Source organism: Bacillus sp. VA15 (assembly GCF_055721145.1).
In genome coordinates this window covers 758,141-775,984 of the sequence record NZ_JBVQPQ010000001.1, presented here as the reverse complement: position 1 = coordinate 775,984, position 17,844 = coordinate 758,141, and the positions used below count along the sequence as shown (strand labels likewise).

The window sequence follows — 17,844 nt, the reverse complement described above, 5'->3', positions numbered from 1 at the left end:
ATTAATAATCCCCTTTCTTTTGGTAAACCGTTCTTTGAGCAGATAAATACGCGGCTAATTTCTCCCTGGTCGGCAGGCCGTCCATATCCCCCGGTGCCTGCACTTGCAAAGCGCCAATCGCATTTCCCCTTTGCACCGCATCCTTGTACGACAAACCGTCGAGGATACCACTGATCACACCGACTGCAAATCCGTCTCCGGCACCGACTGTATCAACCACCCGGTCGACCCGGAAGCCTTCTGCAAATCCTTCACTTGTCTTCGTTTTAAAGTAAGCGCCTTCTTTTCCGAGTTTAATAGCGACAAAGCTTACACCTTTTTTCAGATAATAGTCTGCAATGCCTTCAGGTGTTTTTTCTCCGGTCAATAGCTCTCCCTCTGCGATCCCCGGGAAAAACCAGTCTGCAAGCCCAGCCAAATCATTGATTGTGTATACCATTGTTGCTTGATCAGGCCAAAGTGAAGCTCTCAAATTGGGGTCGAGCGAAATCGTCTTCCCGGCGTTTCTCATGTCGTTCATAACATGATACGTGAAGTCTTTCATATCGGCTGATAAGGCAGGCGGAATACCTGTTACATGCAAATGGTCTGCGGATTGAAAATAATCTCTCGGATATTCAGCAGAAGTTAATGTGCTTGCAGCTGAGTTTTTCCTGTAATAGGTAACTTGCGGATCGCCTTCTTTCACTTTTGACTTCAGCAGCAGACCAGTGGGATTTCCGTCCTGCGAGCGGATCACGCGGGACACATCCACTCCCTCTTTTTTAAGCTCCTGTAAAATAAATGTTCCGAGCTGATCATTGCCTACCTTGCTCATCCAGCCCATCTGAAATCCGAGTCTGGCCAGGCCGCAAGCGACATTGCTTTCCGCTCCGGCCAGCCCTTTAGAAAAAGTGGATACTTCATGAAGGCCTCCATACTCATTTGCGTAAAACATGGCCATCGATTCCCCGAATGTCACCGCATCAAGCTTCATCTCTTCCCAACCTCCTCTTAGTTGAGGGCACCTAGGATTAAAGTGACTGTCTCATGATGACTTCTGCCTCTAATTCAATGGTTTGAGGCGCTCCCTTGTCACCTTCAATCCTTTTTAATACACGTTCCATCGCCGTCCTGCCCATATCATGTGACGGCTGGGCGATCGTTGTAATGCCCGGACCAATCAGTTTATACCATTCCGTATCATCAAACCCAGCAATCCCTATATCTTGAGGGATGCGCAGGCCAAGCTCTTCCATACAGCTGATGATTTTCAGCATAATTAAGCCGTTCAAAGCCAGAATCGCTTTTTTTTGCTCCGGCATCTCCTTGTGAAAAGAACGAAGCGCCACCTTAAGCTGCTCCTTGTTTTTCACGTCAATTTCATACATTCTGACAAGCCCGTTCGCATTTTGGGCCGAAGCCATTTCCTGATACACAGCTGCTCTTTCTGCACGAGGGCTGATTGATGAAATCGGTTCGGTAAACAGCGCGACATCAGTGTACCCTTTGCTGTAAATCTTCTGAAGAATCTCTTTTGTGATCCTTCTGTTGTCAGTCGTTACCGTATCCAGTTTCAGATCCGGAAGTTTCCGGTCAATTAATATCGTTGGAATTTGCTGTTCGGCAAAGGCGTGCAGCACATCCTTGTTTTCTCCGGTTGCGTTTAAAATCAGCCCTTCAACCGAATGGGCTTCAAGCTTTAAGAGCATTTCCCGCTCTTTTTCAGGACTGTTATCTGTGTTGCACACCATAATGCTGTAGCCATATTGATCACAAACCTCTTCGACTCCCCTGAAAGCCGCGACCGAAAAAGGATTTGTAATGTCAGCTACAACAAATCCGATTAATTTGCTTTTTTTTATTTTCAAACCTTGTGCCATTTTACTTGGTCGATAATTCAATTCTGCAATTGCCTTTTTAATGTTTTTCACTTTTTCAGGAGAAATCGCATCAATTTTTCCGTTGATATAGCGGGAAACTGTCGATTTCGAAACTCCTGCATATTCAGCTACGTCTTTGATGGTCGTATGGCCAGTTGTTTTCTTTTTCATTCAAGTGCTCCTGTATCTCATATATTTGAAACCGATTTCAAAACCGTTACAACAAAAGAATACCATATTTTTAAAATTTGGAAAGAGTTTTTTTAATAATGTGCTTATTCACAATTTTCCCGTTGACTCTTTTCGCTATTTATCCTAAAATTTTCTTTGAAACCGTTACCAAAATATTTTCATTCAAGTGATGCCGAAATCCTAACCAAGGGGGAAATACAATGGAAAACCGTTATTCTGTACACCCTGAACAAGTAAAACGCTTTACAACTGAGGAGCTTCGCAGTCATTTCTTAATGGATACTTTATTTACGGAAAACAAACTTACGATGTTTTACTCACATGAAGACCGGGTTGTCATCGGCGGCGCCGCTCCTGGGCAAAGTGACCTGAAGCTTGATGCCGGGGATTTCCTTAAAACAGATTTCTTTTTAGAACGGCGTGAAATCGGGATTATTAATGTCGGCCAGCCTGGCGCTGTCAGGGTTGGTGATGATGAATATGTGCTTCAAACAAAGGATTTTCTCTATATCGGAATGGGCAATCAGGATGTAGCATTCACAAGCCTGAACGGAGAACAAGCTAAGTTTTACTTCGTCTCCGCTTGTGCCCATCAAAGCTATCCGACGCAAAAAGCCGCTCTTTCTGAACTGACACCGGACCGGCTTGGCGATGATGCAGCGTCTAACGTCAGAAGCCTGTACAAAGTCATTCATCAAGATGGCATTAAAAGCTGTCAGCTTATGATGGGAATTACGATGTTAGATCAAAACAACAATTGGAATACTATGCCGGCACACGTCCATGACCGCCGGATGGAGGCTTATCTTTACCTTGATCTTGAGAAGGATTCGAAGGTGTTTCACTTCATGGGCCAGCCGGACGAAACCCGCCACCTAGTTGTCGGAAATGAGCAGGCTGTCCTTTCTCCTGCTTGGTCTATTCACTCTGGCGCAGGAACATCAAACTACAGCTTTGTGTGGGCAATGGCTGGAGAAAACTACACATTCACGGACATGGATGTCGTTCCGATGGATGGGCTGAAATAAGATGAGTTATCTACATGACGCCTTTTCATTAGAAGGAAAAACAGCGCTGGTAACAGGACCGGGAACGGGAATCGGTCAAGGAATTGCCAAAGCGCTGGCCGGGGCCGGCGCTGATATTATCGGCACATCACATAAAAGCAGCCTGTCTGAAACACAGCAGCTTGTGGAACAAGAAGGCCGAACGTTTACGTCTTTTACATTGGACATGAGCAAGCCAGAAGCGATAAAGGATTCTGCAGCTGAGCTGTTCGAAAGCCGGCAGATCGACATCCTTGTCAATAATGCCGGCATTATTCACCGAGAAAAAGCGGAGCATTTTGCAGAAGAGAACTGGCAGCATGTACTGAATGTCAATCTAAACAGCTTGTTTATTCTGACACAGCTGGCAGGCAGCTACATGCTGAAAAGAGGTTATGGAAAAATTATTAATATCGCCTCTCTCCTATCTTTTCAAGGCGGTATCCTCGTTCCCGCTTACACAGCGAGCAAACACGCGGTTGCCGGTTTGACAAAATCATTTGCAAATGAGTGGGCGGCGTCCGGTGTTCAGGTCAACGCAATCGCCCCGGGCTATATTTCTACCGCGAATACCCAGCCTATTCGGGATGATGAAAAGCGAAATGAGGACATTTTAAAAAGAATCCCTGCCGGTCGCTGGGGCAAAGCAGATGATATCGGGGGAACTGCAGTCTTTTTGGCATCACGTGCTTCAGATTATGTAAATGGGCATATTTTAGCAGTTGACGGCGGCTGGCTATCCCGCTGACACATTAAAAAAGCTGACGAACACGATCGTCAGCTTTTTCTATTACATCATATGCGGTTCAACAGGCAAGACCTTTTTGACTTCATCAATGATGCGTCCATTTTCTCCGCCAGCGTAAATGTGAATCGAGCCGCTGTCTTGATTCGAACGAATCAGGCGCCCGATGCCCTGCCGTACGCGTAATAACATATATGGCAGATCAACTTCTTCGAACGGATCTTTTTTCGCCCCGTTGCGTTTCGCTGTAAATACAGGATCATGAGGCGGGAATGGCAATGACCAAATGGTAACATTCTTCAATGCGTCACCAGGAATATCGAGTCCTTCCCATAAGTGAACCGAACAAAGTACTGTTTCCTCTTCCTCTTGGAATTTCTCCACTAAGCTGCTGATTTCCTCATCACCTTCAAAGAAAATCGGATACGGCAGCTCCCAAGCCGCCGACAGCTGCTTAAACTCGTTTAATTCTTCAAAAGAAGGGAAAAGCACCAGCGTTCTGCCTTTATAACGTTTGATTGTTTCAATCGTTTCAGCCGTTTTTTGTTCAGCAGCCATATCTGTTTTTGCATATAGATTAACGGTCATTTGCTCGTCATAATCATAAGGAGAATCAACGGTTAATGATAAATAATCGTGAATCCCGAGACTGTCGGCAATATAATCAAACGAACCGCCTTCTGACAGCGTGGCAGAAGAAAAGATATAAGGAATTTTCTTAGAAAACACTTTTTCGCCAAGCACTTCCGCTACCGTTCTTGGCATCACAACAAAGGTTGATTCTGCTTCCTTTTTCTCAAGCCAGCTGATCGCATCCTTTTGATATAGAGATAATGAATACGCCATTTGTTCAACATATTCCTCCACAACTGACAGCTCGTATTGATCAATCGTGTACATCTCAGACTCGAACACAAGAGCCTCACCGATTTTATCAAGCAAACGGCAAAGCTCGTCCGCCGCCTTTTTGACACGCTGGTCATTTTTTATTTCTAAACGGTGTGAACCGGCTACTTCTTTTGATTCTTCAGAAAGAACATAGAAAAATTCATCGTTTGCAGCAAGCGCATCTTCTATCAGTTCAGCAAACTCTTCTCTGATGTCATTTTGAAGCAAACGTTCTAAAAACAATTCAAGAGTAGACTGCTTCACTCTGTAGGTTAACGCTTTTTGTGCAGCAAACTCTAACAGATGTCCTTCATCAAATACAACAGCACTATGATCAGGCAAGAGCGGCAGCTGGCCCTCTCGTTTGCGCGATTCTTCCGTCCACACATGCTCCATATAAAAATCATGGGAACAAATGATCAAGTCCGTTGACTTGCGGTAATAATCTCTGGAAAGTGTCAAACCGCATCTATGTCTCATATCACAAGTCAGACAATCCTGAAACGAGTCGTAGCTTACTTCAGACCACTCTTCATTTGATAGATTTGCGTACTGCTTACGGTCGCCATACGGATAAAAGCGCTGCATCGCCTGTGATTCATGAACAAATGACGGTAATGACTCATAAAGATCCAGCCATTTATCATCATCAGATCGCTGCATCGTTTTTTCAAGCTTCTTCAAGCATAAATATTGCTCATGTGACTTCGACAGCCTTGTATCAATTTTCAGATCCAAATGCTCAGCCAGCTTTGAAATATCGCCCTCTTTTTTCACTAGCTGTTCGATTAATGTTTCATCAGCACAAGCGATAATGGCAGGTTTGCCGACATATCTTGCATAGCTGATCGCGAAAAGAAGATAAACCAGCGTTTTCCCCGTTCCCACTCCAGCTTCGGCAAACATGACTTTTTTCTCTTTAAACGCCCGCTCCAGCTGAAAAGCCATAAATACTTGCTCATCCCGAAGATCAAACCCTTTTTCGGGAAGGATATCGTAAAACACGTCACCAATCCAATTGTTCAATTCTTCATAAAAATTCTTTGTTTTCGTTAAAGAAAAAGGCAAACGTGATGTTGTCACCTAGTTTCAACCCCCAACTATTCGACATTCAGACCACCAATAATATCATTTCCTACTGATGAATACAATAAAAAAACTTGGCAATGCCAAGTTTTTTTACAACTTACTTTCGATTGATCACATGCGCCGATAAAAAAGGATGGTCTGTTGAATAAATATGTTCCACCGCTTTTTCTAAATCATTTAGTGCATGCGACATCACAGACGGAGACGAATCAGCCCCGTGCTCCTTCAGCTCGTTGGCTGTTGCGTCAAGCGCCCTTTGAATGAGATTAAAATGTTCGCTGTTCAGCATGAGATCACCTCTGATGGAAATAATCATCATTGTATGCGGACTTTTCATTTTATATACATGCTTTCCGCATGTTATCGCCGAAATATGCACAAACTACACTCGATATTCCGTACCCGGAATATCCGTCTTATCAACAATATTCTATCAGGGAGTGATGTTGACATGAGTTATAGAAATCGATTAGATCAGCATTCTGAACTGTTTCATCACAATTGGACGCGGCCTAAACGTTCTAAGTCTCAAGTAAACGGTCACACTGAAATGTCCCAAACCAACATTATATTGAGAAGCAACGCGAAAGCCCACCGTTGGTAACGATAGAATATGGCTGAAAGATGAAAGAAGACGCGCATGCAGAGCGTCTTCTTTTTATGCGTTTTTTGTTTTCTTGCGCTGCGGCCTTACTTTTGACCAGTATTGATAATAATCCGTTTTAATAAATCCGTTAAAGAGCTTTCGTTTCTTCGTCGCTTTTCTGCCGTATGCTTCCTCAAAATTCTCATTTGATGTCAGCATATACACAGACCAGGTATCAAGCGGTTCGAACGCCTGTCCCATTTCTTTGTACATGTGCTCAACGGCTTTTTTCTCGCCGAGACGTTCTCCGTAAGGCGGATTGCCGACAATTACGCCAAACTCCAGATTTGTCGTGAAGTCTTTGACCTGCATCTGCTTAAATTGGATTAAATCCCCCAAGCCTGCTTCCTCTGCATTCTCTTTTGCGATTTGAACCATGCGGTGGTCTATGTCGCTTGCGAAAATCGTAAGCGGCTGGTCATAGTTCGCCTTTTCTTCGACTTCAAGCCGTGCTTTGTCCCACCGATCTTTACCGATCCATTCCCAATCCTCTGAGACAAAATCGCGGTTAAATCCCGGGGCGATGTTTTGGCCGATTAACGCGGCTTCAATCGCGATCGTTCCGGAACCGCAGAAAGGATCGACAAATGGACGGTCCGGGGTCCAATTGGTTAATTGCACTAAAGCGGCAGCAAGTGTTTCTTTAATCGGCGCGCCGCCCTGGTCGACACGGTATCCTCGTTTATGGAGCCCTGTCCCTGACGAATCCAGCGTAATAACCGCTTGATCTTTCAATAAAGAAATTTCCACCTTATACTCGGCACCTGTTTCTTCAATCCAGTCATTGGCTTTGCCGGACTGCAGCTTGAGCTTTTCGACAATTGCTTTTTTGACGATCCGCTGACAGTCAGGAACGCTTGCAAGTGTTGATTTTACCGATTTCCCGATGACAGGGAATTTCCCATTCTCAGGTATAAATGAGCGCCAGTTAATCGCTTTCGTTTTTTCAAACAGTTCATCAAATGTTTTCGCTTTAAAAGAAGCAACCTGAACCTTTATGCGGTCGGCTGTTCTAAGCCAAAGGTTCGCACGGCAAATGGCAAGCGCATCACCTTCGAAAATAACTTTTCCGTTATCAACCTTGCATTCGTATCCTAAATCTCGTACTTCCTTTGCGACAACAGCTTCAATGCCCATCGGCGCCGTTGCAATTAGTGTATACTTCTTCATCGTATCACCCTGTCTTTTAAAACTTTTCTCTTTTCAAGATAAAAGCTCTCCTTATACGGGAGAGCTTGTTTTCATCATTTTAAATGTAAGTGATCTAACGTTCTGTAAGCCATGTTTTGTTCCGTCGTACTGCAAACGGCTCATCACCTCGTACTCGGGCGGCAATCATCTATCTACAGAAAGCTTTCTGTCCTTCTCTCCGTTGAATTCCGTCAAGAAGGTTCCCCTACCAAAATTTGGGTTTCTCGCTCGAGGGGTTTACCGCGTTCCACTCTCACCATTTCTAGTGAGACTTCGTCACTGTGGCACTTTCAAGGATACTCAGCCATATCCAAAGGACGTAGGCTTTTTTCCTGCCGTCAGCCTATCAAGGCTGCCCTAGCTTATGACTTCGCTAGGCACGAACACTACGGGCATCTCAGCACCGTGCGAGCATGGACTTTCCTCTACAGATTCAAGATCTGCAGCGATTACCCGAACGTTAAGAACATGAATTATTATATAACAACTGATTGCAATTTACAAGCGCCATTTTTTTCAAGCGCGATCAATCATAAAGCTTGCTGCCAAAAACGTGTTTTTCTAAGTTGGACAGCCGTTTTAAAATATCAAAATTCGTTGTGTTAGATTGCACAGGCTGTTTTTTGCTGGCTTCTTCAAGCTGTTTTTTCAGCTGCAGATTTTCCTGCTGCAGTTCTTCAATTTCTTGGTGGAAGGTTTCATAATCCTTAATAATCATATCTAAAAATTTGTCAACGTCTTCTTGCTTGTAGCCTCTAACGCCTGTTTTAAATTCTTTTTCCAAAATTTCTTTCGCAGAAAGCTTTACTTTATCAGCAAGCATCTTTTTCACCTCGTATCGTGAATCATTACATATATTTTTTCAGAAATCTGTACGGTTGTCAAATTTCTCTTATTGCTATGAGTAGCTGTCTTCCTCTACTGTCACTCTCAAGTCATCCATTGTGATAAAGTAAATGGGATAGCCATCCTGTTCGCGTCTCTTTTCAGCCGTCTCAAGCATGTACCTTGGAGATCCTTCCCTCTCAGGATCATATAAAAGCATCAGCGCATCTGACTTTTCTATGAAGAACTGATTTTTTTGTTTAAATTGTAGCGGGCTTTCATACGGCCTGTGAGTCAGGCTTTCTTCATAGTCAGCCTGTGCCAGAACAGCTTCATAAAGCTCTTTATTAGGCTCTTTCCAGTTCTTTTCCTGATCGTAAAAAGGAGTAATCACAGCTACCTTTAAATCAGGGTATTCCTCCTGCAGATCATATGCAGCTTCAGCCGCCCACAGTTCCGCTCCAAGCTGGCCCGATATTAAAATCCATTCTAAGCCCTCATCTAAAAGTCCGATCAACCGGTTTTTGATCGCTTTTTTTATGTAATACAGTGCCTTATCATCCTGTTTAAAAATCCCGAGTTCAAATGGCTTGTATCCTGTTACTGCCAATACTTTCATTACTTCACCTGCTTTAAAAAATGGGGCTCCCATTGGGCCCCATTTTGATGTGCTGTTTGTTTACACCATCAAGCTGCACGTTTCCATACTAGTCGCAGCAAGGTTTTCCTGCTTGAAAATGCTGATGCGTTGCCGGATCAACATTTGAGAAAGTATGTGGAAAGTAGTGAACGTGCTGAAAATGCTGGTGATTTACGTTTGTTGTGTGCTGTGGGTGAATATGCGGCACGATAGTATTTGAAAACGTATGGTGTTCACAGCAATGAGTAGGATGGACAATCGGCGCCATCATGTGCGGTCTGCAGTGATGCATGTTTAAATCCCCTTTCCATAAACTTTATTACAATACTAAGTTATGAAAAATAAGGGGTACATGTTCTAATGCAAAGACCTATTTTAAAAGTGTACAATTAAACTGTCTTTAAAGTTTGAAAACACAAAAGCAATCAAAAATACCACAACAAAGAACAAGTAAAAAACACCCTTATACATACCAACTCTCCCTTTAAAAATAACTACCGTCATTTTACAGGATTCGCCGCTATTCTACAACAAAATCAATGTGAATTCAGCAAAAAAATTCATGGCGAAACAAGTCGTCTTTTGCGCTTTCCCGGGGAATATTCAAGAGGAATATTTCCTCTTCAGCCGGGCAATTCTTACTTGCAGTTTTTCTGATTCTTTTTCTGATAAGAATGCCGCATCACTAAGTAATTGTTCTGCTATATACAATGCTTTGCCAAACTCTTTTTTCTTATGCTCAAAATATTTCGCGAGCTCTATCACAGCAGTGTATCTGCACTTCTGATTTTGGGAGCGGGACAGCTTTTCCCAAAGCGGCACTGCTTCTTCCAACCGGTTTTGTTTTTTGTACAGGAGCGATAAATCCAGCCGTGCTCTGTCCTGATCCTCAAACGACTTTTCTTTAAGCCTTTCCAGCTGTTTGACCGCTTGATCCGTTTCTTTATGGGCCATAAACCATTTCGCCATGGCATAAGCTTCACTGTGCTCAATGTGCTCTTTTGGCGCATAAGATGCTGACAGAATTTTTTTAGACATATGAATGTACAATGAAATGAGCGATAGCACATCCATTTCATTATGATGCAGGACACCTTTTAAAAGATCAGGCTCTTGCGCCTTGATAAAATGAAAGTAAAGCATTGGCGCCAAGTAGCCCGGTGTGTCTTCTTGTCTGTGAATGCCGAGCTCCTCTTTTTCAACCGTGCCAAGTGATACGCGGTCCATTTTGTGTTTCCACAGGCGTCTTGCTCCATGCAGAAGGTCAAAGTGACCGAACTCCGGGAGCTTCGGAAGTCTGTCACGGATCAATGTGTGCCTTGTTTTCACCTGCGGCCAATCAAAGGCTTTTCCGTTGTAGGTTACAAGTGATGTAATGTCAACCTCACTTAAAAAGCTTTGATACAAGGCGACTTCATTCCCCGGTTTGGGCAAAAGATGCTGTTTGACTGTCACTCGGTCTTCATATACTCTCGCATGGCCAAGCAAAAAAATGGTATTTCCGGCTCCGCCTCCAAGACCAGTTGTTTCTGTATCAAAGAAAAAGAGACTGTTTTTGTTATACCCTTTTGCTGACAAAGTATGCGACAGGCTGCTTTGATTCCACAGTGTAATCACTTCATCAAGCTCAGAAAAACGGTATAACCCATGGCGGTGAGAAAGCGGATATTCTACTTCTCTAATAAGGCAGTATTCATCTTCGAAGAAAAAAGGCTTCATGCCAAAAGCCTCCCACTCTTCTAAAAACGGGATTTCAGCAAAATTGTTTTCTCGTTGGCCTGCTTCTATTTTATGTTCTCCCTCGTCGAGCACCATATGCTTTTTCATTCGCTGGAGTTTCCCTTTTAATGACATATCTGACCTCCCTCCTTACGCCATTTGATCCAACAGCTGCAAAATTCTTTCCTTTGCTTTTATCCCTTCTATTTCGGTACCTATACAAGACGGACAGCCGTCATGACAAGGACATTGTTTAATGAGCTGTTTTGCCGCTTCATTAATGTCTGAAAAACGTTTGAAGACTTCCTCAGCCAAACCGATGCCGCCCGGATAATGATCGTACAAAAAGATCGTCGGCAATCCGGTATGGGCTGCTTTGATTTGAGAAATGACATGAACATCGTTTCGGTCACACATAATATACACAGGGACAATATGCTGCAGCACATTTGAGATGCCAAGAAGCAGCTGTTCCAACGTCTTTTCCCCGATGTCTTCATCTGCTGTTTTGATTTCGAGCCAAGCTGCACTTGTATGCAGTTCTTCTTCCGGCAAATGAATAGGACCAGACCCGATATTTTCAAAAGTGGTCATTTTAATTTTTTTAAAAATGGTCGGCAGGGCATTGACAGTGACGTCACCATAGTGCAATGACGTACGGCATTTTTCCTTCGTTTTATCAATTTCTAATACTTTTAGCTGAACTGCCAGGTTGGCATCCGTGTAATATTCGACATCGACTTTTCTGACATAAGCCTTTTTATGGTCCCAATCGAGCTTCTCTACTTGATATTGAACCCCTTCATGCAAATAAATCGCTTCATCATGCAAAAGCGTCATCGCGCTAAAACGATCCATTTCTCCGATAATCCTTACATTTGCAATGTCCGATTGATCAACAATAACGACATTTTCCTGTGATGCGGAACGCAAACTGATATTTGATGCAGGAAATGATTCACTTGCCCAATGATACCGTTCGCCATTCCGGTGAAGAACGGCCTCTTCCTGAAGGTACTCAAGAATATCACTTACATCCATCGGCCCAAACTCTTCATCAGCTCTAAAAGGAAGCTCATAAGCCGCACACTTTAAGTGGTCTACTAAAATAATCAAATTCTCCGGATTGATTCTTGCAGATTCCGGCGAACGGTTAAAGAAATATTCGGGATGCCGCACAATATATTGATCGATCGGCGTTGAATTGGCGACCATAATAATCAAAGACTCACCGTGTCTTCTGCCGGCTCGCCCCGCCTGCTGCCATGCACTTGCCACACTTCCAGGATACCCCGTCATCACACACACTTGCAGCTGGCCGATATCAACACCAAGCTCTAAGGCATTCGTACTGACCACTCCTAAAATTTCGCCTTCTCTCAGACCTCTTTCGATTTCTCTTCGCTCTTTCGGAAGATAGCCTCCCCGATAGCCTCTGATTGACTTTGTCCCAATCTCTTTTTTCACAAGCTCTTGAATATGGCTTAAAATAATCTCCACCCGGACTCTGCTTCTGGCAAAAACAATGGTCTGCACTTTGTTTTTCAGGAACTCTTTCGCCAGTTCATTCACTTCTGCTGTTGCGCTCTTTCTAATATTCAACGGTTTGTTCACAATTGGCGGATTATAAAACACGAAGTGCTTCCGTCCGCTCGGGGCACCGTTGTCATCGACCAGCCGCATCGGTTTGCCCGTCAGCTGCTCTCCCAATTCCTTCGGGTTGGCAATTGTTGCGGAAGTACAAATAAAAACCGGATCACTTCCATAAAACCGGCAGATCCGCTTCAGCCGCCGGATCACATTCGCCACATGGCTCCCGAAAACGCCGCGATACGTATGAAGCTCATCAATGACGATATACTTAAGGTTTTCAAACAAACTGACCCATTTCGTATGATGCGGAAGAATGGCAGAATGCAGCATATCGGGGTTTGTAATGACAATATGACCTGCTTTTCTCACCTTTTGTCTGATTGCCGGAGACGTATCCCCGTCATATGTAAAGCTTTTAATATCAATGCCCATTTCATCAATGATTTCATTTAGCTCGCTCTTTTGGTCTTGTGCCAGCGCTTTAGTCGGAAATAAATATAGCGCCCGGTTTGTTTCGTCTTGGGCGATGGACTGCAGGACTGGGAGATTATAGCATAACGTTTTTCCTGATGCGGTTGGCGTTACGGTAACGATGCTTTCTCCTTTTTGCACATATTGAAAAGCGGAAAATTGGTGGGTATATAGTTCATCAATGCCCCTTTTCGAAAGGGCTGCTTTTATTCTTTCATCTATACTTTCAGGCATCGGCCTTGTTCTTGCTTCACGAGGCTCAATTTCATGCCAATTCACAACGTTTTCATTTCCTTTTAACTCAGAAATGAGCTCAGTCAGTGATTTCTTTTTCATTCTTTACACCTCTTTGTCAAGTACAGTTTACCGAATATTTGTTTGCATGGCTAGGTGCAAATTTTATACAATCGAACAAAAAAAGCAAGGCATACGCCCTGCTTATTTCGCTTTTATTGTAAGGAGCTTTGTTTTACCTTTGTTAGCAGCCTTTTCCCCTGCCGGCACAATTGATCCTACAGCCTCACCATTCATAATAACGATGGGGATGACGGTACTGCTCGCTTTTTCTTTGATTAATTCCAAATCACACGTAATCAGCGGGTCACCGACCTTCACTTTGTCTCCTTCTTTGATGTGGGCAGTAAACCCTTCTCCGTTCATATTGACCGTTTCCAGCCCGACATGAATTAACAGTTCAATTCCTGAGCGAGTCCGAATGCCAACGGCGTGTTTGGTGTGGAAAATCTGAATCACTTCACCTTCAACAGGTGAAACGATTTCACCGTTAGACGGTTCCACCGCTATTCCTTCCCCCATCATTTTCTGTGAAAAAACAGGGTCCGGCACATCTGTCAGGTCCATTACCGTACCGTCTGCCGGAGAATAAATAACCTCTTCTGTCACTTTTTCCTGAGTTTTGCCCATTCCGAATAATTTTTTCAGCAATGTGTTTTCTCCCTTCTCATTCGCTTCAACCGTTATCCCTTCATTCACCACTATTTAACCACACTTTCAATTTTGCTTCAATTTATAACAACATCTGGCATAGGCGCATAATCTGGATAAAAAAGGCGGTGGCAGATTTGGAATTCAATGATGACAAAAAGAAGGAACTGCAAAAGAAAGAAGAAATCATCACGGAGGCAATGGATCATCTGTTTCAATCCTCAGCATTCGGCAACCTATTAAACGGATTTCAAAACCTGATCAACTCGAGTGTAAAGGATGTACAGACGACCATACATGTCAGAGAAAGAGATACTGGGCTGTATGTCGATATTACAATTCCAGCGACGTTTCGTGATGGCGAGATCGTCGTTGATATTAAATCGAGGTATCTGCATGTAACACTCCAAGAGAAACAGAAACAACAAAATGAGGCCACTTTTACAAGCATAACGAGAACGGTTCAGCTGCCTTATGAAGTACTCCAAGAAGATATGGAAACATCTTGGAACGAGCAGACAATGACACTTTTCTTTCCAAAAAATAAGCATGAATGAACGACTCATTCATGCTTCTATCATTTAAAAAAGCTGGTAAATCCCTTTATTAAAGATCCGACCTGATTCATTGCACTCATCACTTGACCTGTCGTATCCATCATTTTATTAAAATCAAACTGCCCGTTGGCTTTTTTGAACTGCGACATAATATTTTGGAATTGTGAGGGCTGCTGTTGATTAGGCCTTGGGATTGGATAAGGGTTGGAAAATACAGGCGGCTGCATAGGCATAGACTGGTTCGGAACATACGGCTGATAATATTCCTGCTGCCCATAATGCTGCTGCGGGAAGTATTGCCCAGGTGAAACCTGCTGATAATATCCCTGCATTTGCTGTGGATAATAATAGCCCATTTGCCGAGGATAGCTCTGAGAACTCCTGTTCATTGCGATTCCCCCTAAACTCTACATGTTTCTCTTCTATATATGTATGAACGAAAACTATTGTTTGTGTCACAGGTCCTGATTCGCGTTTGTCAAATTGTGTCGAAAGTTTAAATTTTTTAAAAACAGAAAAAAGTCGAATCATTATGGTACCATATTTTCAATACAGATGAGAGGGGATGCACCATAATGAACGTATCATACTTAAGCAAACGTTTTGCAGAAATGAAGAAATATGAAACAGACTGTATGAATAAACTGATGGACTTTGCCAAGTTCCTCTATATTCAAGGACATCTCAGCACAACTGAGTTTCGTAACAGTATGAAGGTTCTCGAAGCAAATGGAGCAGAAAGCCCGGCATATGAGTTGAATTAACGTCCGGCCCCCTATAACAAACTTAAAAGAAGACAGCCTTTACCGGCTGTCTTCTCTTGCAATTTCATCCTTTACTGCGTGCAATGTATAAAGGACTGACTCAGTGATGTCCTTGAATCGTTTTTTATGAATATGATGAACATATGATTGAAGGACCAATTCCAGAAAATTATCCTTTACGGTCTCGATTTGCTCTTTATGCACATATTTCGGACGGCGGGCTTTTATCAATTCAAGCGCCCCTTGCGCCCAGCGAGCCGCCAGATCATCATTCTCTTCAACTGCAGGCTTTATCGTCTCAAAAAAATCATAAGAAAGATCACTGTCTTTTCCTTCCTGATATCGATCAGCACCTTTTTCAGCAGCTTCAATCATTTGCTCGGTCATTTCCAGCAACGTTTGTGATTGCAATACCCTTCACCTCAATGCATATCGTACCAAATTTCACTCGCAAATTCAGCCGATACGGTATACCTTTTCAAACGCATACCTGTGTTGAGGCGATTGACAAAGCTCGTTTATACAAATATGAAGGTCCATGAGTTCTTCTTCCAGCACACTCAGGCGATCGTTTTCCGTTTCCCGCATCTCAGCCTCAAAGGCAATTACAGAATGATTCAGGCTTTGCTCAGCTCGGATTAATTCATCTTCTATATCAGAAAGCATACGGAGAATATCTGTTTTGCTTACATAACCGGACATTCGTGTACCTCCCTTTCCTCGTCTCTCCCGGTTAACATTCTTTGCTCTTCAGGCTCTTTCCTTCCTCATGACAAAACTAGAAGCAAATCGCCAAACAAACAGGCATTCCACGAAAAGCTGAAGTTTTCGACAAAAAGACCCGCAAAAATTGTATGATCCTCTCCCTTAATGCAAACGATACTTGTGAGGAGGTGCCGTATGAAAACAAGACCGAAAAAAGCCGGCCAGCAAAAAAAGACGGAATCAAAAGCAATCGATTCTTTAGATAAAAAACTAGGCGGCCCGAACCGCCCTTCTACGTAAGAAGCAAGGAAATTCCTTGCTTCTTTATTTTTTCAGCCAATGCTCCAACGCAAAAAGCGCATGAAGCTGGCGTTTTTTATGTAAATACCAGTCTGTCAATTCAATCTGCTTCGGCAATTCCTCACGCCTAAAGAACGCTTTCTTGATCTTTCCATGAAACCAATCTGTCTTCTCTCCGTCTAATGAGTGGATTACCTCAGGATAGCATGTCCTTAACATAGGAGATGTTCTTTTTGTGATCCCGATCATTTTTTCCATATCAAAACGGGAGCCTGTGTGCGGCACTGTATGCAAAAAGTGATAAAAAGAGGAGAACAATTCCGGACTGAACAGCAATTGAGACAGCTGCTTTCCCAGCCTTACCCTTTCCTCTGTCTTTGAAAAGCGTTTCACTGAAATGCCGTAAAGAAACCCGTCTGAAGAAGGAAAAATAACCGTGTTAAAATGAAACCAATCACTTAAATAAAAAGGAATCGTGTCAAAAACATTCTTTTTAAACGAAGGATTTTGTATAATAGGTGTTTGGATAGTGTTTTGTTCATTTATAATGAGGGCATACATCAGCCGCTCCGTGTTTCGCTCATGCCAAAAACGGGCCCATTCTTCCGTCATAAATTGCGAGACCCCAAACACATGCAGGTGATGGAACAGCGGTTTCCCGATTTTTTTTGACCAGTGGTACAAAAGAAGCTGCGGATAGGCATCCGAAAAAATAAGCCAGTTCGCTCTTTCATAGGCTAAAAAGAACCACTTTTGCTGTCTCTCACGGAGTCCAAGCTGAAACAGACTGCCTTTTAAGTCAGTCATTGACCAGCCGGCATTGCGAGAAACGAAGGATGCCAAAAGCGACCATTTAATTTCCGGATGACGGTCATAAAACGCTTTATATGCGTTCGTTCTTGAAATGTTATCTGCGTTTTTTGATTTTGTCTGCCGCTCAATCCGGCACAGAAGCTTTCTGATGGTCTGTTGTTCTTGCACGTTCATTCACTTCCGTCATGAATAGTTTAATAAGGAGGATGAGAAAGTGATTCGTTATCCTAACGGAAAAACGTTCCAGCCGAAACATTCGGTTTCATCCCAAAACAGTCAGAAAAGGGCCCCGTCTTACAGTAATCGCGGGATGACCCTCGAAGATGACTTAAACGAAACGAATAAGTATTATCTGACAAACCAAATTGCCGTCATACACAAAAAGCCGACACCAGTTCAAATTGTAAATGTCCATTATCCAAAAAGAAGCGCCGCAGTGATTAAAGAAGCTTACTTTAAACAATCATCGACAACAGATTATAACGGGATTTACAAAGGGCGGTATATTGATTTTGAGGCGAAAGAAACGAAAAACAAGACCTCTTTCCCCCTGCAGAATTTCCATGACCATCAAATCGAGCATATGAAGCAGGTAAAGGCTCAAGACGGTATTTGTTTTGTTATTATATCCGCTTTCGACCAGGTTTATTTTTTGGAAGCCGATAAGCTGTTTTTTTTCTGGGACAGAAAAGAAAAAAACGGCAGAAAATCAATTCGAAAAGATGAGTTAGAGGAATCAGCATATCCGATTTCTCTTGGATACGCACCTAGAATTGATTATATTAGTATTATTGAACAGCTTTATTTTTCGCCATCTTCTAGTGCGAAAGGTTGATTAACGAAAGGTTGAGAT

The 17,844-nt window shown here is 43.0% G+C and carries 23 protein-coding genes and 1 other RNA gene; 7 read left to right on the top strand and 17 right to left on the bottom strand.

The features are described from left to right. Position 1: 1 nt before the first annotated feature. Positions 2 to 976: a 2-dehydro-3-deoxygluconokinase gene (gene kdgK / locus AC0DBE_RS04240; RefSeq protein ID WP_472961175.1), complete on the bottom strand. Its 975-nt coding sequence runs from the start codon at positions 974 to 976 to the stop codon at positions 2 to 4. Positions 977 to 1,013: 37 nt separating this feature from the next. Continuing rightward, on the bottom strand, positions 1,014 to 2,033 hold the full coding sequence (gene kdgR / locus AC0DBE_RS04235) for a pectin utilization transcriptional regulator KdgR (RefSeq protein WP_072566461.1): 1,020 nt from the start codon (positions 2,031 to 2,033) through the stop codon (positions 1,014 to 1,016). 221 nt (positions 2,034 to 2,254) lie between these two features. Here kdgR and kduI point away from each other — a divergent pair, with 221 nt between their 5' ends. Next, the gene (gene kduI, locus AC0DBE_RS04230; protein ID WP_079287889.1) at positions 2,255 to 3,082 is read left to right on the top strand and encodes a 5-dehydro-4-deoxy-D-glucuronate isomerase; all 828 of its coding nucleotides are present in this window, start codon (positions 2,255 to 2,257) and stop codon (positions 3,080 to 3,082) included. A gap of 1 nt (position 3,083) precedes the next feature. Further along, complete coding sequence (gene kduD / locus AC0DBE_RS04225; protein WP_061187660.1) at positions 3,084 to 3,848, top strand: 2-dehydro-3-deoxy-D-gluconate 5-dehydrogenase KduD; 765 nt, start codon at positions 3,084 to 3,086, stop codon at positions 3,846 to 3,848. Between the two features lie 42 nt (positions 3,849 to 3,890). Here the strand turns inward: kduD and AC0DBE_RS04220 are convergent, their stop codons facing one another. Continuing rightward, entirely contained in the window at positions 3,891 to 5,816 is a 1,926-nt protein-coding gene (locus tag AC0DBE_RS04220; RefSeq protein ID WP_061187659.1) for an ATP-dependent DNA helicase, read from the bottom strand. A 103-nt stretch (positions 5,817 to 5,919) separates the two neighbouring features. Continuing rightward, on the bottom strand, positions 5,920 to 6,111 hold the full coding sequence (locus AC0DBE_RS04215; protein WP_014114171.1) for a hypothetical protein: 192 nt from the start codon (positions 6,109 to 6,111) through the stop codon (positions 5,920 to 5,922). A gap of 162 nt (positions 6,112 to 6,273) precedes the next feature. Here AC0DBE_RS04215 and AC0DBE_RS04210 point away from each other — a divergent pair, with 162 nt between their 5' ends. Further along, complete coding sequence (locus AC0DBE_RS04210) at positions 6,274 to 6,426, top strand: YpzG family protein (RefSeq protein ID WP_010327933.1); 153 nt, start codon at positions 6,274 to 6,276, stop codon at positions 6,424 to 6,426. A 54-nt stretch (positions 6,427 to 6,480) separates the two neighbouring features. Here AC0DBE_RS04210 and AC0DBE_RS04205 read toward each other — a convergent pair whose 3' ends face one another. From AC0DBE_RS04205 to AC0DBE_RS04165, 9 genes are all read right to left on the bottom strand, one after another. Further along, positions 6,481 to 7,638: a THUMP domain-containing class I SAM-dependent RNA methyltransferase gene (locus tag AC0DBE_RS04205; RefSeq protein ID WP_242733880.1), complete on the bottom strand. Its 1,158-nt coding sequence runs from the start codon at positions 7,636 to 7,638 to the stop codon at positions 6,481 to 6,483. 100 nt (positions 7,639 to 7,738) lie between these two features. Further along, positions 7,739 to 8,120: RNase P RNA component class B (gene rnpB / locus AC0DBE_RS04200), an RNA gene on the bottom strand. 65 nt (positions 8,121 to 8,185) lie between these two features. After that, positions 8,186 to 8,482 (bottom strand): cell division regulator GpsB, encoded by a 297-nt coding sequence (gene gpsB, locus AC0DBE_RS04195; RefSeq protein ID WP_003225629.1) that lies wholly within the window; start codon positions 8,480 to 8,482, stop codon positions 8,186 to 8,188. 75 nt (positions 8,483 to 8,557) lie between these two features. Then, positions 8,558 to 9,103 (bottom strand): SLOG family protein, encoded by a 546-nt coding sequence (locus tag AC0DBE_RS04190; RefSeq protein WP_003225627.1) that lies wholly within the window; start codon positions 9,101 to 9,103, stop codon positions 8,558 to 8,560. An 88-nt stretch (positions 9,104 to 9,191) separates the two neighbouring features. Then, the gene (cotD, locus tag AC0DBE_RS04185; RefSeq protein ID WP_003225625.1) at positions 9,192 to 9,416 is read right to left on the bottom strand and encodes a spore coat protein CotD; all 225 of its coding nucleotides are present in this window, start codon (positions 9,414 to 9,416) and stop codon (positions 9,192 to 9,194) included. 83 nt (positions 9,417 to 9,499) lie between these two features. After that, positions 9,500 to 9,628: a hypothetical protein gene (locus AC0DBE_RS04180; protein WP_014114173.1), complete on the bottom strand. Its 129-nt coding sequence runs from the start codon at positions 9,626 to 9,628 to the stop codon at positions 9,500 to 9,502. A gap of 99 nt (positions 9,629 to 9,727) precedes the next feature. After that, on the bottom strand, positions 9,728 to 10,978 hold the full coding sequence (locus AC0DBE_RS04175; protein ID WP_072566465.1) for a ribonuclease H-like domain-containing protein: 1,251 nt from the start codon (positions 10,976 to 10,978) through the stop codon (positions 9,728 to 9,730). A gap of 15 nt (positions 10,979 to 10,993) precedes the next feature. After that, a complete protein-coding gene (gene mrfA, locus AC0DBE_RS04170; protein WP_072566466.1) occupies positions 10,994 to 13,243 on the bottom strand; it encodes an ATP-dependent helicase MrfA in 2,250 nt (749 codons plus the stop codon). 102 nt (positions 13,244 to 13,345) lie between these two features. Further along, positions 13,346 to 13,852, bottom strand: coding sequence for a PTS sugar transporter subunit IIA (locus AC0DBE_RS04165; RefSeq protein ID WP_061187822.1), 507 nt, complete (start codon positions 13,850 to 13,852; stop codon positions 13,346 to 13,348). Positions 13,853 to 13,989: 137 nt separating this feature from the next. On the opposite strand from AC0DBE_RS04165, the gene AC0DBE_RS04160 reads away from it, so the two are divergent. After that, positions 13,990 to 14,409 (top strand): Hsp20/alpha crystallin family protein, encoded by a 420-nt coding sequence (locus tag AC0DBE_RS04160; protein ID WP_072566467.1) that lies wholly within the window; start codon positions 13,990 to 13,992, stop codon positions 14,407 to 14,409. Positions 14,410 to 14,429: 20 nt separating this feature from the next. Here AC0DBE_RS04160 and AC0DBE_RS04155 read toward each other — a convergent pair whose 3' ends face one another. Next, entirely contained in the window at positions 14,430 to 14,798 is a 369-nt protein-coding gene (locus AC0DBE_RS04155) for a YppG family protein (RefSeq protein WP_014114177.1), read from the bottom strand. 186 nt (positions 14,799 to 14,984) lie between these two features. Here AC0DBE_RS04155 and AC0DBE_RS04150 point away from each other — a divergent pair, with 186 nt between their 5' ends. Continuing rightward, positions 14,985 to 15,173 carry a YppF family protein gene (locus AC0DBE_RS04150; protein WP_003225611.1) on the top strand — a complete coding sequence of 63 codons (189 nt, stop codon included), beginning with the start codon at positions 14,985 to 14,987 and terminating at the stop codon, positions 15,171 to 15,173. Between the two features lie 39 nt (positions 15,174 to 15,212). Here AC0DBE_RS04150 and AC0DBE_RS04145 read toward each other — a convergent pair whose 3' ends face one another. Next, positions 15,213 to 15,584 (bottom strand): YppE family protein, encoded by a 372-nt coding sequence (locus AC0DBE_RS04145; RefSeq protein WP_003225610.1) that lies wholly within the window; start codon positions 15,582 to 15,584, stop codon positions 15,213 to 15,215. 45 nt (positions 15,585 to 15,629) lie between these two features. After that, complete coding sequence (locus AC0DBE_RS04140) at positions 15,630 to 15,875, bottom strand: DUF5446 family protein (RefSeq protein ID WP_061187652.1); 246 nt, start codon at positions 15,873 to 15,875, stop codon at positions 15,630 to 15,632. A 198-nt stretch (positions 15,876 to 16,073) separates the two neighbouring features. Between AC0DBE_RS04140 and sspM the strand changes: the two genes are divergently transcribed. Beyond that, the gene (sspM, locus tag AC0DBE_RS04135; protein ID WP_003225606.1) at positions 16,074 to 16,178 is read left to right on the top strand and encodes an acid-soluble spore protein SspM; all 105 of its coding nucleotides are present in this window, start codon (positions 16,074 to 16,076) and stop codon (positions 16,176 to 16,178) included. A gap of 24 nt (positions 16,179 to 16,202) precedes the next feature. On the opposite strand, the gene AC0DBE_RS04130 is transcribed toward sspM, so the two are convergent. Beyond that, a complete protein-coding gene (locus AC0DBE_RS04130) occupies positions 16,203 to 17,165 on the bottom strand; it encodes a DUF2515 domain-containing protein (protein ID WP_014114179.1) in 963 nt (320 codons plus the stop codon). A gap of 40 nt (positions 17,166 to 17,205) precedes the next feature. Here AC0DBE_RS04130 and recU point away from each other — a divergent pair, with 40 nt between their 5' ends. After that, positions 17,206 to 17,826 carry a Holliday junction resolvase RecU gene (gene recU / locus AC0DBE_RS04125; RefSeq protein ID WP_014114180.1) on the top strand — a complete coding sequence of 207 codons (621 nt, stop codon included), beginning with the start codon at positions 17,206 to 17,208 and terminating at the stop codon, positions 17,824 to 17,826. Positions 17,827 to 17,844 lie beyond the last annotated feature (18 nt).

Excerpts from the sequence above, each read along its gene's own strand:
- sspM (WP_003225606.1), top strand. The coding sequence starts at position 16,074 with ATGAAAACAAGACCGAAAAAAGCCGGCCAGCAAAAAAAGACGGAATCA.
- AC0DBE_RS04190 (WP_003225627.1), bottom strand. The coding sequence starts at position 9,103 with ATGAAAGTATTGGCAGTAACAGGATACAAGCCATTTGAACTCGGGATT.
- gpsB (WP_003225629.1), bottom strand. The coding sequence starts at position 8,482 with ATGCTTGCTGATAAAGTAAAGCTTTCTGCGAAAGAAATTTTGGAAAAA.
- AC0DBE_RS04210 (WP_010327933.1), top strand. The coding sequence starts at position 6,274 with ATGAGTTATAGAAATCGATTAGATCAGCATTCTGAACTGTTTCATCAC.
- kduI (WP_079287889.1), top strand. The coding sequence starts at position 2,255 with ATGGAAAACCGTTATTCTGTACACCCTGAACAAGTAAAACGCTTTACA.
- AC0DBE_RS04180 (WP_014114173.1), bottom strand. The coding sequence starts at position 9,628 with ATGACGGTAGTTATTTTTAAAGGGAGAGTTGGTATGTATAAGGGTGTT.
- AC0DBE_RS04155 (WP_014114177.1), bottom strand. The coding sequence starts at position 14,798 with ATGAACAGGAGTTCTCAGAGCTATCCTCGGCAAATGGGCTATTATTAT.
- kdgR (WP_072566461.1), bottom strand. The coding sequence starts at position 2,033 with ATGAAAAAGAAAACAACTGGCCATACGACCATCAAAGACGTAGCTGAA.
- AC0DBE_RS04140 (WP_061187652.1), bottom strand. The coding sequence starts at position 15,875 with ATGTCCGGTTATGTAAGCAAAACAGATATTCTCCGTATGCTTTCTGAT.
- kdgK (WP_472961175.1), bottom strand. The coding sequence starts at position 976 with ATGAAGCTTGATGCGGTGACATTCGGGGAATCGATGGCCATGTTTTAC.
- mrfA (WP_072566466.1), bottom strand. The coding sequence starts at position 13,243 with ATGAAAAAGAAATCACTGACTGAGCTCATTTCTGAGTTAAAAGGAAAT.
- AC0DBE_RS04130 (WP_014114179.1), bottom strand. The coding sequence starts at position 17,165 with ATGAACGTGCAAGAACAACAGACCATCAGAAAGCTTCTGTGCCGGATT.
- AC0DBE_RS04215 (WP_014114171.1), bottom strand. The coding sequence starts at position 6,111 with ATGCTGAACAGCGAACATTTTAATCTCATTCAAAGGGCGCTTGACGCA.
- kduD (WP_061187660.1), top strand. The coding sequence starts at position 3,084 with ATGAGTTATCTACATGACGCCTTTTCATTAGAAGGAAAAACAGCGCTG.
- AC0DBE_RS04150 (WP_003225611.1), top strand. The coding sequence starts at position 14,985 with ATGAACGTATCATACTTAAGCAAACGTTTTGCAGAAATGAAGAAATAT.
- AC0DBE_RS04205 (WP_242733880.1), bottom strand. The coding sequence starts at position 7,638 with ATGAAGAAGTATACACTAATTGCAACGGCGCCGATGGGCATTGAAGCT.
- cotD (WP_003225625.1), bottom strand. The coding sequence starts at position 9,416 with ATGCATCACTGCAGACCGCACATGATGGCGCCGATTGTCCATCCTACT.
- AC0DBE_RS04175 (WP_072566465.1), bottom strand. The coding sequence starts at position 10,978 with ATGTCATTAAAAGGGAAACTCCAGCGAATGAAAAAGCATATGGTGCTC.